Source organism: Cohnella sp. AR92, assembly GCF_003990975.1.
GTDB lineage: Bacteria > Bacillota > Bacilli > Paenibacillales > Paenibacillaceae > Cohnella.
Map to the genome: position 1 here is coordinate 193,838 of NZ_RZJR01000009.1, position 14,184 is coordinate 208,021.

Annotated in this window: 12 protein-coding genes and 1 pseudogene; 5 read left to right on the forward strand and 8 right to left on the reverse strand. The window is 51.6% G+C overall.

Translation table 11 applies throughout. The annotated features are described in order from the left end of the window. Nucleotide 1: 1 nt before the first annotated feature. The 5 genes from ELR57_RS16515 to ELR57_RS16535 form a co-directional block, all read right to left on the reverse strand. A complete protein-coding gene (locus tag ELR57_RS16515) occupies nt 2-832 on the reverse strand; it encodes a carbohydrate ABC transporter permease (protein ID WP_126960198.1) in 831 nt (276 codons plus the stop codon). Nucleotides 833-846: 14 nt separating this feature from the next. Further along, a complete protein-coding gene (locus tag ELR57_RS16520; RefSeq protein WP_126960199.1) occupies nt 847-1,758 on the reverse strand; it encodes a carbohydrate ABC transporter permease in 912 nt (303 codons plus the stop codon). 86 nt (nt 1,759-1,844) lie between these two features. Further along, nucleotides 1,845-3,155: an ABC transporter substrate-binding protein gene (locus ELR57_RS16525; RefSeq protein ID WP_126960200.1), complete on the reverse strand. Its 1,311-nt coding sequence runs from the start codon at nt 3,153-3,155 to the stop codon at nt 1,845-1,847. 208 nt (nt 3,156-3,363) lie between these two features. Further along, entirely contained in the window at nt 3,364-4,959 is a 1,596-nt protein-coding gene (locus ELR57_RS16530) for a response regulator transcription factor (RefSeq protein WP_126960201.1), read from the reverse strand. After that, nucleotides 4,952-6,760 carry a sensor histidine kinase gene (locus ELR57_RS16535; RefSeq protein ID WP_238162562.1) on the reverse strand — a complete coding sequence of 603 codons (1,809 nt, stop codon included), beginning with the start codon at nt 6,758-6,760 and terminating at the stop codon, nt 4,952-4,954. Before ELR57_RS16535 ends, ELR57_RS16530 begins: the two co-directional genes overlap by 8 nt. A 293-nt stretch (nt 6,761-7,053) precedes the next feature. Between ELR57_RS16535 and ELR57_RS16540 the strand changes: the two genes are divergently transcribed. Next, nucleotides 7,054-7,932 carry an AraC family transcriptional regulator gene (locus ELR57_RS16540; RefSeq protein WP_126960202.1) on the forward strand — a complete coding sequence of 293 codons (879 nt, stop codon included), beginning with the start codon at nt 7,054-7,056 and terminating at the stop codon, nt 7,930-7,932. 71 nt (nt 7,933-8,003) lie between these two features. On the opposite strand, the gene ELR57_RS16545 is transcribed toward ELR57_RS16540, so the two are convergent. After that, nucleotides 8,004-8,900: an AraC family transcriptional regulator gene (locus tag ELR57_RS16545; RefSeq protein WP_126960203.1), complete on the reverse strand. Its 897-nt coding sequence runs from the start codon at nt 8,898-8,900 to the stop codon at nt 8,004-8,006. A gap of 76 nt (nt 8,901-8,976) precedes the next feature. Further along, entirely contained in the window at nt 8,977-9,513 is a 537-nt protein-coding gene (locus ELR57_RS16550; RefSeq protein WP_126960204.1) for a 5' nucleotidase, NT5C type, read from the reverse strand. Nucleotides 9,514-9,769: 256 nt separating this feature from the next. Here ELR57_RS16550 and ELR57_RS16555 point away from each other — a divergent pair, with 256 nt between their 5' ends. Both ELR57_RS16555 and ELR57_RS16560 read left to right on the forward strand, forming a co-directional pair. Then, nucleotides 9,770-10,243 carry an SRPBCC family protein gene (locus ELR57_RS16555; RefSeq protein ID WP_126960205.1) on the forward strand — a complete coding sequence of 158 codons (474 nt, stop codon included), beginning with the start codon at nt 9,770-9,772 and terminating at the stop codon, nt 10,241-10,243. Nucleotides 10,244-10,368: 125 nt separating this feature from the next. Beyond that, a complete protein-coding gene (locus ELR57_RS16560) occupies nt 10,369-11,589 on the forward strand; it encodes an NAD(P)/FAD-dependent oxidoreductase (RefSeq protein ID WP_126960324.1) in 1,221 nt (406 codons plus the stop codon). A gap of 152 nt (nt 11,590-11,741) precedes the next feature. Here ELR57_RS16560 and ELR57_RS16565 read toward each other — a convergent pair. Continuing rightward, a pseudogene (locus ELR57_RS16565) lies at nt 11,742-12,116 on the reverse strand (DinB family protein); the annotation flags it as partial. A gap of 120 nt (nt 12,117-12,236) precedes the next feature. Between ELR57_RS16565 and ELR57_RS16575 the strand changes: the two are divergent. Next, nucleotides 12,237-13,043: an AraC family transcriptional regulator gene (locus tag ELR57_RS16575; protein WP_126960208.1), complete on the forward strand. Its 807-nt coding sequence runs from the start codon at nt 12,237-12,239 to the stop codon at nt 13,041-13,043. A 77-nt stretch (nt 13,044-13,120) separates the two neighbouring features. Further along, nucleotides 13,121-14,092, forward strand: coding sequence for a proline dehydrogenase family protein (locus tag ELR57_RS16580; protein ID WP_126960209.1), 972 nt, complete (start codon nt 13,121-13,123; stop codon nt 14,090-14,092). The last annotated feature ends 92 nt before the right edge of the window (nt 14,093-14,184 follow it).

Below are 14,184 nucleotides of genomic sequence, written 5' to 3' on the forward strand. Positions count from 1 at the left end.
CCTACAGCTTGCCGCCGGATGTCGCGACCCCTTGGATGAATTGCTTCTGGAAGATCATGTACAGGATCAGCATCGGAAGAATCGCAAGCACGGATGCCGCCATCAGTTCGGGATAATCGACCGAGTACGCTCCTTGGATCTTCGCCAGCGCGGACGACAGAGTCGCCGCTTTCGAATTCGTGTTGACGATCATCGGCCACATGAGGTCCTTAAAGGCGAACAACGCGGTGAAAATGCCAAGCGCGACCATTCCCGAACGGACGAGAGGAAGCATGATCCGGACGAACGTCTGTCCGATGTTGCAGCCGTCCAGCTTCGCCGCCTCTTCCAGCTCCTTCGGCAGTCCCATGAAGAACTGGCGGAGCAGGAAGGTGCCGAACGCGCTCACGAGGCCGGGGAACAGCAGCGCGAAGATCGTATTGCGCATGCCGAGCGAGTCGACCATCAGGTATTGCGGAATGATGAAGATCTGCGTCGGAACCATCATCTGGAAGAGGACAAGCCCGAAGAAGAAGTTGCGTCCGGGGAACCTCAGCCGAGCGAACGCATAAGCGGCCATCGCGCTGAACACGATGGAGCAGATCACCCGCAGAGCAACCATGGCGAACGTATTCCAATAGAGCCTCGGAAAATTATTCTGTCGCAGCACCTCGGAATAATTCTCCCACTTCCACACGGAAGGGAAGAAGACGAACGGATTCATGGAGGTCGATTCCGTGACCGACTTGAGCGAGGTGAGCAGCATCCAGAAGAAAGGAAGAATCATGAGCCCGGCGCCAATGAAGAGCAGAAGATGAACAACGTAACGGGACATTCGTTTTGTTCTGACCATAGGAATCGGCCTCCTTACATGTAGTTGACCCATTTTTTCTGCGCTCTCATCTGGATGAACGTAATGACCATGATAATGGCGAGCAGCAGCATGACGATCGCGGATCCGTACCCTTTGTTCGAATACTTGAAGGAATTGTTGTAGAAGAGGTACACGAGCGAGACGGTATGTTCATAGGCCGGGCTCATCACGTCAATCATCATGTAGATGACGTCGAACACCTGCATGGCCTGAATGATCGAAGTTACGACAACGAAGAATAGCGTCGGCGACAGCAGCGGGAGCGTGATGACGAAGAATTGCCGGATTCGGCTGGCACCGTCGATGTCGGACGCTTCATAGAAGTCCTTGGGAATCTCCTGCAAGCCCGCGAGAAGCAAGACCATGTTGTAGCCGATGACGCTCCAGATTCCGATGATCGCGATCGAGATCAGGGAAAGCTTCGGACTGCCGACCCAATCGACGGCATCGATGCCGATTCGCGACAGAACATAGTTGATCAAACCGAAATGCTCATTATAAAGCCATCTCCACACCATCGTGACCGCAGCCGGAGCCGCGACCATCGGGATGAAGTAGATGGTCCGGTAAATCGTCTTGCCTCGAATGTTCCCGTTCAGGAACACGGCGACAACAAGCGAGATGGCGATGCTAAGCGGAACGACAAGCAAAGCGTAGAGCAGCGTGTTGCCGACCGCATGCCAGACTTGCGCATCCGAGAACATCTTGCGGTAGTTCTCCAAGCCGACATAGATGTTGCCGCGGCCGAAATCCCCGCTCTTGAAGAGGCTTAAGTAAGCGGTTTGAATTATAGGAATGATGTTCAGCACGACAAGTCCAATAATCGTCGGAGCGATCAAGAACCAGCCCCAGGACCACTCGCCCCATGTTTGCTTGGAGATTTTTCTGGATCTCTCTTTGTTCATGTTCTCCCTCTCCTATCAAATTGCGGCAACCGGAAGGTTGCCGCAATGAGGTGTGGCTTCATATCGCCGGTTGGATAGAGCTTGTCTTACTTCTCCTGGGCCAGGCTCTCGTTCATGACCTTAGCCGCGTTCTTGGCTGCTTCTTCCACCGTAACCTTGCCCGTGAAGGCCGGTCCGAGAGCTTCATAAGCCTTGTCTTCCCATACGGCCGTCGTGTTCGAGTATGGACGGATGACGCCGTAGTCGACCATGTCGACGAACGCCTTGATGTTAAACGTCTTGTTCGAGGATACCCACAGATCCGCCGCGCCCTTGTAGGCGGAGATGGCGACGCCGAGCTCGGCTTGGCGTTCCTGGCCTTGCTTGGAGCTGAGATACTCGACGAACTTCCAGGCTTCATCCGGATGCTTGGTGTTGTAGGCGATCGCGTTGCCCAATCCGTTATAGATCGAAGCCTGCTTCTCCTTCTTAGGAAGAACGGCGACGTCGAAGTTCTTCGCCATGTATTCGTTCTCGGTGAAGCCGGACAGGTTCCACGAGCCGAAGTAACCCATCGCCACCTTGCCGTTCTTGATCAGCTCGGCGCGTGCAGCGTCGTCGAACACGGCAGGAGAAAGTCCTTCTTTGACGAAGTTGATGTAGAACTTCAGCGCCTCGATCGTCTTCGGATCATCATAGCCGGACTTCTTGTCGTCCGTAATGATCGTGCCGCCGTTCTGATAAACGAAGTTATAATAGCCTTCTTGATTGTGCATCGGCGCTAGGAACCCGTAGACGCCGTCCTTCGTCAGCGCCTTCGCCGCGCTGTACAGGTCGTCCCAAGTCCAGGACTCGTCCGGATACTTCACGCCCGCCGCGTCGAACATCGTCTTGTTGTACCATAGGCCGATCGTGTCGAAGTCCTTCGGAACCGCGAACTGCTTGCCTTGGAAGTTGTAGATTTGATTCAAGCCTTCCGGGAAATTCTCCAGCTTGACCGACTGGCTGCTTGCGATTCTGTCGTTCAGGTCGAGCAGCATTCCGTTGGATGCGTAGCGATAGATCTCGTTGGAGTGCATCCAGAAGACGTCCGGCAGCGAGCCTCCTGTCGCTCCCGCTTCAAGCATCGTCCAGTAATCGGTCCAGCCCGTTACCTCGATGTTGACCTTGATGTTCGGATTCGCGGCTTCGAACTCGTCCGCGATCGTGCGCAGCCCCTTCTCCTGATTGGAATCCCAGATCGCGTACGTCAACGTGACCTTATCCCCGCTTGCCGCTTGGCTCGCGGAAGAGGAAGGCGAGGCGGATGGCGCTGCCGACGGGCTCGCGGACGAGCCGGAATTGTTGTTGCTTCCGCAGGCCGCCAGAGCGGATGCGGCAAGTCCAAGAGTCAGTGCTACGGATAAACTTTTCTTCACCGAAAGAACCCCCTAGATCGATAGATGATTAAAGAACCGTGGTACATGCTTCATCTTAGTCGATGCCCGGCAGGAGCTAAATCAAGGTTCTTTACCGTCGTATTTCCTTTCTTTACTTCCTCGCGGCGGATAACAAAAAGCGCATAGCTCCCTATGCGCTTTTTTGACATTAGCTATTCTATTTTTTACTTTCGCGCTTCATTCGGCGCTAACCCCGATATTCTTCCGGACTAAGCCCCGTCATCTTCTTGAACAGCTTGCTGAAATACGGCGTGTTCGGGTATCCGACCTGACTCGCAACCTCGTAGATTCGAATGCCCTTGTCCTTCAGAAGCGATTGAGCCTTCTCGATCCTTATCCGGGTTAGGCAATTCACGAAATTCTCTCCGGTTTCTTGTTTGAAAACACGGCTTAAATAGGACGAATTCACATTGATCTGATCCGCGACGGACTGCAGCGAGATATCATCCGCATACTGCGACAGGAGGATGGCGCTCGCCTGCTCCGCATAACTCTGAGGCCGATCGGATCGGCTCCGGTTGTGCGCCTCGCATTCATCCAAGTAGTCAAGGGCCAGACCGTGCATTCCGTCCAAGGTCTCCTCTAGAAGGAGCTTCTCGTAGATGGTGCGGCCATCGCCGCCCGAGGCCGGCAGGCTGGGGAAGCAGGAGGAGATCAACGACAAGATGGAGATATAAGCCTTGCGGGCCGCTTGTTCCGAATACCCCTCCTGACGAAGCTTCGCTCTCATCATAAGCATGAAGCGGGCAGCCCCCTCCCTGGACGTCTCCACCTCCAGCCGGAATTTCCGTTCGTCCTCCGGCTCGATCGGGTAAACGTCCGAGTCTCGAGTCTTTAGGGGAATGCTATCGTAATAAGCCATTCGGCTGCGGTCTTCGAAGAATAAGCTCTTTATCGCCGCGTCGGCTTCCCAATACGCTTTCTTTAGACCCCTGAAGCCGGAAGCGACCGAGCTGACTCCTATCGCTACGGTAATGTTAAGGAAGTCCTTTAGCGAAGCTTGGATCTTGGCGAACAGCCGATTGTAAGAGGCGATCTCCTCCTCATGGATCGCCTCCCCCTCCGTGTTGAGGATAAGCAGATATTCCGAAGAATTCTCCACGATGACTTCGCGTCTTCTTCTGCGCGAAACGACCTCTTCCATGATATTAACGACGGAGTATCTCAGCAGCTTCTCGTCCTGCTCCACGTACTTCCTGCGAATTCGTTCGAAGCGATCCACTCTTAGCTTCGCCAGGATCATCGGGCCTTGAATCAGAGCGATGCCGAGCGCTTCGGTCTTCTCCAGAATCTCCCGCTCATCGCGGAACCCGCTGATCAATTCCTTGAACAGGGTCTCCTTCAGGTAGCCGATCCCTTCCTTCACCTGTTCCTTGAGAGCGGCCGCCTCTTCTTGAATGGAATCCATGACGATGCGCTTCTTGATCGTTCCTAGCGCGTCTTTGAGCTGCTGCGGCTTGATGTCGCTCTTGATCAAGTAGTCCGCGGCCCCAAGCCTGACCGCTTCTTGCGCATATTGGAATTCGTCCAAGCAACTGAGAATGATATATTGGCAGCCCGATTGCCTGCGAGAATTCTCTCTAATAAGCTCAAGTCCGTCCATGACGGGCATCTTGATATCCGTGACGATGAGTTCCGGCTTGTGGATCTCCGCGAGCTCCAGCGCTTCCTTGCCGTTCGCCGCTTCCCCGACGATCCGGAAGCCCTGCTCCTCCCAGTCGATCATCGATTTCAATCCGATTCGCATAAGCAGCTCGTCATCGACGATAAGCGCCTTATTCATGCCCGTTCTCCCCTCTCCGGGTTCTGGGAATCGTGATCGTGAACGTCGTTCCCTTCCCCCTCCTGCTGTCGAAAGTAATTCCGTAATTCTCGCCGAACACCCTGCGTATGCGGCTGTGCACGTTGAAGACGCCGATGCTTCCCGGAATTCCGTCCGACTCCTTCAATCTTGCCCTTAAGGCCGATACCGCGGCTTCATCCATCCCCGCTCCGTTATCCCGCACCTGAATCGCGATGCTCTCTTCTCCGCTGGCTGTTACCGATATCGTCATGGTACCGTCCTCCTGATCGGCGATTCCGTGGAAGATCGCGTTCTCGACGATCGGCTGGATGCTCAGTTTCAGAATTTCGTCATCCAGAAGCCGCTCATCCACTTCATAGCTGACCGAGATTCGATTGAAGTACCGAACCTTCTGAATCGTTAAATAGTGCGCAATGTTGTCCAACTCTTCGCGAATCGGTACCATTCGGTTCTCGACCTTCGAGGAATACCTCAGGATGGAGATGAGCGCCTCCGTCATCTCTACGATCTTGTCCGCCCTCTGCATCGAAGCGATCCACTTCACCGAATTCAACGTGTTATAGAGAAAGTGAGGGTTGATCTGCGCTTGAAGCGCCCGGATCTCCGCCTCCGCTTTCTCTTCCTGCTCGTGATAGATCCGTTCCACAAGCTGCTTCAGCTCGGACGACATCTGCTCGAAGCGCTTGGCGAGCAATCCGATCTCGTCATTGGACCGGACGGCGGGCAGGTTATCGAATTTTCCTTGCTCGACTAGCGTCATATTCTTCATCAACCGCTTGATCGGCCTAGTGATCAGGTTGGACAAGTAGAATGAGCTGATAATCGCGAACAGCACAAGCGCGGTAACGATCATCCATAGATTGCGCAGAAGGATGTTGCCCTCCACGGCCAGCTCTTCCACGGGCATGTAGATGTAAGTCATCCAAGGATGAGCTTCGAAAGCCGAGTGAATGAGAATATAGCTTTTGCCGCCGGACTTTACGACTTCCCTAGCCGTATCCTTATCGATCTTCGCCTTTAGAGGGAATACCTCGCCGAACGGATGGTCGATTCTCGAATAGTCGCTATTGAAGATGACCCGGTCGTTCTCGTCTACGATCGTGAAAGCGGAACGGCTGTTCTCTTGAAGCCGCTTGTTCACCTTATTAATGAAGTCGATATCGATGCTGATTACCATAACGCCTAGCAGCTTGCCATTCTCGAGATCGAAAATTTTCCTCAGGTGATAAATCGCCCAATTGTTGTCCTGCTTCGTCTGCAGATCGATACGGGTGGGCAGATCCCGGGTAATGTCCTCGGAAGCCAGGAAATCGCGGAACCACTTCTCATTCCGGGGATGATAGGTGTAATCGACCGGCTTGTTCGTGCTGATCAGCAGATCCTGTCCGCCGTTCAAATTGTAAATATAGACCGAGAACGCCCGTTCCTTCATCGTTATGTAGTTCATCAGCAGCTGCGTCGCCTGGTTCTCGTTGCTCTGCGAGGCGTTCCTCAAGTAATTCTGTACCGGGTAATTCTCCTGGGAGACGGCGGAAACATAGCTGTTGATCCCATAGCTGGAGATGAGGGAGATCTGCTCCGTATCGTCGAGGAACTCCTCGATTCGGATGTTCGATTGCCGGGTGATATCCTCCAACAGATCGGTGTATTTGCTCTCCAGCATCTGCCGGGAGGAGATATAGGAATTAATGAACATGATAAGGATGGGAATTAGGATGGATAAGACGAATAGGACAACCATTTTGTTCTTGATGCTGATGAATTGAAATTTTCGGAACAAGGGACGATCCTCCGCTGCCTATGGAATGCCTTGTCTCTATGATAATCCCTATCGTTAAAGAGTGGCTACTCGTTAATTCTGGTTATCTTCTTGTCTTCCTCCAAGGAAGCGGCAACAGGTAAAAAAAGAAATGCATGTAGTAAAAATCGTACATAGCAACTGCAAGCGTCAGGCTCTTTTTATGTGCAAAGTTCTAATCTTATAGTATCATCGAACATGATATTTCTGTGCAAGGATTGCAAGGTTCGAATTACCGCCTTCCCCTATAATCGAAAGTGAAAGGAGGAGCCTGAATGGATTGGCTGGACCGCATGAATAGCGCAATGGAATATGTCGAAACACACTTGTCTGACGCTATTGATTACGACCAAGTAGCTAGAATTGCTTGCTGTTCAACGTACCATTTTCAGCGGATGTTCTCGTTCATAACCAATGTGCCGCTTGGAGAATACATTAGGCGCAGACGTTTGTCCCTAGCCGCATTCGAACTACAACAAAAAGGGACAAGAGTCATCGACATCGCTTTGAAGTACGGTTACGAATCGCCTGAGGCATTTTCCAGAGCGTTCAAAAAAATGCACGGTGTGATGCCCATGTCAGCGCGCGACAAAGGCGTCTCACTCAAAGCCTATCCTCGGTTAACCTTTCATATTTCGATAAGGGGAGATGCGGAAATGAACTATAGAATCGAGGAAAAACAAGCTTTCGAGATGTTTGGCGTTTCGTCTGTAATCAATGATGCGGGAGTTCCATTGGAACAACCTTTTGTTGAAATACCGGCATTTTGGACCAAGGCGGTATCCGATGGGACCGTAGACCGAATTCGCGCCGCCGCGGGTTTGGGCGAGAACGGCCAACTTCATTCCGTGTTGTACAACCATCAAGGCGATAAGTTTGCCTACATGATTGGTTACTTTCTGCCCCAAGGCGGTTTGCCGGAAGGCTTTGAGAAACTTCAAATCCCTCCTCAGACCTACGCGATCTTCTCAACCGGCATCTATCCTGACGGACAGAGCGGTATCCATGAATTGTGGAGACGTATTTGGGGAGAGTGGTTTCCAAGCTCCAATTACGAATTCGCGAACGGTCCCGAGTTTGAGATGACTTACGATCGCGGCAACGGCATGTATGAGATGGAAGTCTGGATTCCTATTGTTAAGAAGTCCGCTTAATAGAAAAAACAGTAAAGCCATCCCTTACAGGATGGCTTTACTAGTATCCCCCGATCGTTCCTCGTGAACGATCAAGGTTTACGAACCGCGAACCAGAGTTCGATATAATTGAGGCCGGATTTCGTGCCGTACATTTCGAATTCTACACCTTCCACTTGCTCATACCCGGCCGTCGGCAGCCATTCGGTGTAAAAGCGTTTGTACAGCTTCTCAATCGTCTCGTCGAACCGATCCCAGGGATGCGGCTCGGACGGGAAGATCGCCCACGTATGAGCCGGAATAGTCATCGTCGCATATCCGTCCGTATTAGTGTCTTCTTCTTTGAAGGCGAACAGCATATAAGGGAACGTGTCCGGTCCTGTGTTGCGGTAACTGCATACTGCATGTACGGAATGCAAATCCCGGCTGACGAACGATGGCAAATGACCCGCATGCCCTTCAAGCCGTTTCACTTCGCCGTTCGCAAGGCTCTGCTCCCACAGCTTCGCCGGAGTCTGCGGCGCCTCCCCGCTCCCGTCGACCCGGAATACCCCTTCAATGCCGAACACTTCGAAGCTTTCTTTTGTTTCGATGCGGTAATTCATCGCCTCTGCCCCTTTGATCGTGATAAGAAAGGACAGACGAGGATAGGCTTTGAGAGCGGCGCCCTCTTGACGAGCCATGGCTGGCGTGATCCCATGCAACGCATGGAAGGCCCTTGCAAACGAAACCGGCGACCCGTAACCGTACTTTAGCGCGACATCGATAACCTTCTCGGAACCGCCATTCTGCAGCTCTAGCGCAGCCAGCGTCAGCCTTCTCCGCCTGATGTACTCTGCTAAAGTCACGTCCGTAATGAACGAGAACATGCGTTGGAACGAATAGGACGAACAGCAAGCCATGCGGGCCGCTTCCTCCAGCTCGATCTCCTCGGTCAAATTCGTCTCAATATAATCGATCGCCCGATTCATTCTCTCAAGCCATTCCATCTCGATCCCTCCTTTCAAGTTTTAGTATAGGCGGGGCTAAAAAAGGCTGCGCAACGTTTCGTGCCAGAAGAAGTTGCTATTCCTCGGAAGCTCTTAGGAAATGCTCCCGTATTTCTAACCAATTGTTGACTCTATGGTATCCTGTTTCGTTTATATTGTGCGGCGCCGTAAACAAAATCCCTTGGCCTTTGAAGCGTTGGAAATGCCGTGCATTATCATCGATCAAATAATCCGCATGGATAATGCTCTTATCTCCGCAAAAAACAAAATTCATCTCGTTCAAAAAGGGGAAATGCTGCTTTAGCCACTCGTATTTCGCATTAAAAGACGTCGGGAACTCCATCGCCGCCGTGGTAATGAAAATTTCATATTGTTCGCTCAATTCCCGAATGACCCTTTGACTGTCCTTCATGACTTCTAAATCGCGGAAGAATGCGGGGTCCTCTAAATAAGCGACGATCTCTTTCTCGAGCTGGGGACGCAATTCCCTAAGACGCGTTCCCATCAAGTCTTTCGCAGTGAGATTCTCCTTGTAGTCACGATTAAACAGTCGTAGATGCTTCGGGGCAAAATCCGCTATAACCTCGTCCATATCGATTGCGATTCTTTGCATTCTACCACTCCTTCTCTCTTTGAAAGCCTCACGTTTTACCATAATTTAGTTTGCCAAATAAAACAAGGACACTCGCTGGAGTGCCCGGGCCTAACGCAGGAAATGCGATGCGGTTGTTTTTGAGGTAATATCGCTTTTTCATGAGTATGATTACACAACCTGTACTTGCATTTTGCAATTCTTGTACTTGCATATTGAAAGTAAATCGCCTATACTCTCAAGTGGAGTTAACAAAAATTGGGAAGGTGTTGCCTGAATGAGTTCGAACTACAGCACTTCTTTTACCGTAGACCAAAGTCCCGAAGAAGTCTTCGCCGCCATCAATAATGCCCGCGGGTGGTGGTCGGAAGATCTCGTAGGCAGAACCGACCAGCTTGGCGAATTTAAGCATAGCTACCAAGACATTCATCGCTGCACCATCCAAATCACCGAGCTCGTTCCGGGGGAGAAGGTTGTCTGGCACGTGACGGACAACTACTTCAACTTCGTAAACGACAAGAGCGAGTGGAAGGATACCGACATTGTCTTTGAAATCGCCAAGAAGGGCGAGCAAACGGAGGTTCGCTTTACGCATGTAGGCCTTGTCCCCTCGTACGAATGCTACGACGTCTGCTCGGACTCCTGGGGCACCTATATCAACGGCAGCCTGCGCAGCTTGATTACGGAGGGGAAGGGTCACCCCAACCAGAGCGAACGAATTGTAAGCGAACACGGCTTAGAGAATTCTTAGGAAATTACTTTTATTGGTTCGGCCGCTTCTTGGCGCTGACCGGCCTCGGAAGCAGCTCGATAAAAGAATACAAAAAATGGAATCGGGAAGAATACCCTTATTCTTTTGCCATTGGGGGATCTTCAATGAATTTACAATCCGGAACCTATTACTGGCCCGCGACGTTTCCCGATGCTCCGGCTTACCCGGCCCTGGATGAAGACCTAAGCTGCGATGTACTCATCGTTGGAGGAGGCAGCTCCGGAGCTCAATGCGCCTATTACCTGGCCGATGCCCGATTGAACGTAATGGTCATCGAGAAAGCAAGAATAGGAAGCGGCAGTACAAGCACGAATACAGCCCTCCTTCAATATTCCGGCGAGAAAATGTTTACCAATCTCGTCCACACCTTCGGCGAAGCTTATATCACAAGACATCTGCAATTGCTTAAGGAAGCCATTGATGAGATTGAAGTCGCTTCAACCCGCGTCTCCATCGATTGCGAGTTCAACAGAAGAGACACCTTGTATTCCGCCAGCTGCGCGGAAGACGTGGAGAAGCTGAGAATAGAATATGAATGGCTAAAAAGGCACCAGTGCGAGCTTGCCTTTTGGGACAAAGAGGAGATCGAAGCCAAGTATCCTTTTAGCAGAGAGGCGGCGATATACTCCTGCAACGATGCGGAAGTCAATCCCTTTCGATTGACCCATGCCCTATTCGATAACGCGGCCAAAAAAGGCATTCGCATCTTTGAAAATACAGAGATGAATGGGCACCGCCACGAAGAAGGCAGGATGATCGTGTCCACGAAGAAAGGCCGTTCGATACGAGCGCGTTACGTTATTTTTGCGGCAGGGTATGAAGGGATGGAGATCCGAAAGGAAAAACAAGCGTCCTTTGTCAGTACCTATACCGTAACGACCAACCCCGTCGAGGATCTATCCGCATGGCATAACCGGACGCTCCTCTGGGAAACCGCGCGCCCCTATTTATTCCTGCGTACGACGAGAGACAACAGGGTGATCATTGGCGGACTTGATGACAATACGAATTACCCCCATGACAGGGATAGCAAGCTAGTGCACAAGAAGGACAAACTCATCGAGGAATTTAATCATTTATTCCCCGATATACACGTAAAGGCCGAATACTATTCAGCCGCCTTCTATGGCGGTACGGTGGATGGGCTTCCTCTCGTCGGCCGATACGAGGAATATCCCCATTGCTATTTCCTATTTGCCTTCGGGGATAATGGGACCGTCTACAGCCAGTTGCTGTCTAAGCTTATCGCGAAGGAGATCGCGGAAGGGAATAGTCCGGACTTAGCTCTCTATCTGCAAGAGCGTCCTTTGCTAAACAAGGATTAAAAAGGGTTAACCATTCTCGCTGGCTAAATGAAAGATAACATGCAAACAAGGCCGTCCCCCTTGCCTGGGTACGGCCTTGTTCGATTCCCCCTCTTAATTACCAAGCAGGGATTGTGTTAAACTTGGCAGGGAGTTCTCCCGGTTTCGAAGTATTAGCGAAGTAATTTCATCTGGCTCGATATGACCCCAAGATGAATGGCTTCGTGCATCAGAGCGAAGTTAAACAATTCGCCGGCGGTCGCGAATTGAAACGGACCCATAGCATACGGCGATTGCAGCGTCCTGTCTAGCCAGTCGGGGGCAAGCTCGGAGAGAGTGGAAAGCTGAGCTCCCGACAGTTGGATCAGCTCATCCTTGGATGGCGGAACGATCGTCCAATCCGAGGGCTTCGTTCCCGAGTTGAACAACGCCTCATAATGCGAAGGAACGGCAGACTTGGACCCGAAAGAGAGGGTGGCGTATTTATCCATCCAATAGATCATGTGACCGGCATTCCAGCGGATCGTGTTGTTGAAGCCTTCCGGTTGGTCCGGACTGCTTCATCCTACGCCTAGTCAGGATATCTGCATCATGTACCGGAAGGACAAGTTTATGGGGCAAGCCGCAAAGGTACAACGTTCATTCACGATTGGAGGGTTACCTTTACTATGGCCGACGTCGCATTTTATCGAGACGAGGCATTGCCCTTCTTGGAAGCGAAGCGATGCTCGAAGAGCGACTTAGCTTATCAGAAACATTTTCACGAGGAACACTCTCTCGGATTAATAGATGAAGGCGAGACGCAGGCGTGGTGCGAAGGGATGTTATGGCGCGTAGAGTCGGGAAGAATGATCAACTTTCCGCCGCACATGCTCCATGCTTGTCAGCCTGCCGAGAATGCCGACTGGAAATACCGAATGCTGTTCATTAAGCCGGAATGGTTGGAACGAATGGAATTGCCTCGTCTCAATAAGCTTCAAATTCCGTTTTTGCTAGAGGACGGTAAGAACGAAGCTTGCCGCAAACGATTCAATCGAACCATGGACTCCCTTGTGCGTAATGAATCTTCCTTGGAGATTGAGACGGCGTTAATCGAACTGGTGCACATGCTCATCATGAAGCATGAATCCGACCAAGCGCATGAACCGCATGGCGCGTCGGAACGGAAGTACGTCAATCGGGTTAAGGAATACATTCATGCCCATTACAAGGATCGGATCACGCTCGAACAATTGGAGCAGGAGACCGGCGCAACCCGTTATCATCTGATCCGATCATTTAAGAAAAGCACGCATTTGCCTCCCCATGCCTATCAGAATCTGCTGCGCATCAATCACGCCAAGATAGAGCTGAGAAAACGCCGGCCCATTGCCGAAATAGCCGTCGACGCCGGTTACTACGATCAAAGTCATTTTACGAAAGCCTTTGCCAGGATAGTAGGCGCGACGCCCCAAACTTACGCGGTATCCGTCTAGAATAGAGCAATTTTATACAATCCTCTTCTATGTCTCGATAGTACACTGAGCTGAGAAGACAAGAGGAGGACTGCTGTATGGCGACAACAATCGATTTGGAGAAGCAATTGACGGAAACGATGAAATCCATTGCTCGGCGGTCAGACTTGAAGGCTTATGTCGAGCGGACGCCTTCCCTTTACCATTTGCTGCAACGCGCTGCGGCGAGGTATGTGACGGGAGACGATCGAGCAGCCGGCTTGGAAGCCGGAAGGATGCTGGTTAATAAGGGGTATGCGATTTCTTTGGAATACATTGGGGAAAATACGGAGGATATCCGATCTTGCGAAGCGGCGGCGCTGGAAATGGAGCAGCTCATTCAGGCTCTGATTGAACTCGGGATAGCGGCTCGTGTGTCGTTCGACCTTTCCCACATCGGTTTATCGATAGATGACGCTTTCGCGTTTAAGCAGTTGGCGGCCCTGGCGGAACAGACCCGGCAGACGGGGATCGAATTATTCATCAGTATGGAGGAATCGGCCAAGACCGAAGCGATTCTCGCGATCTACGAGCGTGCGGCAGCCCTCTATCCGAATATCGGCATCACCTTGCAAGCGCAGTTGCACAGCACGACTCAGCATTTGAATGCCTTGCAGGCGGATTCTAGAAGATTGCGCCTTGTGAAGGGAGCCTATCAAGAGCCGGAACAGCTGGCGATCTCCCGTTCGGACGCTCTGAATCAACGCTACTTGCATCTCTTGGAGCAAGCTTTCGATCGTGGGCATCGCGTATCCATCGCCACCCATGATGAGCGCATCGTCGATGAAGCGATTGCTCGGGGATGGGCCCTGAAGCCGGGCGTCGAATTCGAGATGTTATACGGGATTCGGCCCGACTTGAGCAGCAAGCTGAAGAGAGCGGGTTATCCCGTCCGCATCTATCTCACCTATGGCCATGAATGGTATTTGTATTTATGCCACAGGATTGCCGAGTATCCGCCGAATTTATATCAAGCGGTTATCGACATCGCAGCCGATAGACCCGTTGACTCTGTTATGGATTACGAATAAATGCTTATAGAAAACGCCGTATATTAAGAGCAAGCGGAGCTTAAGGGATCGGCGAAAATGCGAAAGGAGCTGGCGGAAACAGCTCCTCCCCC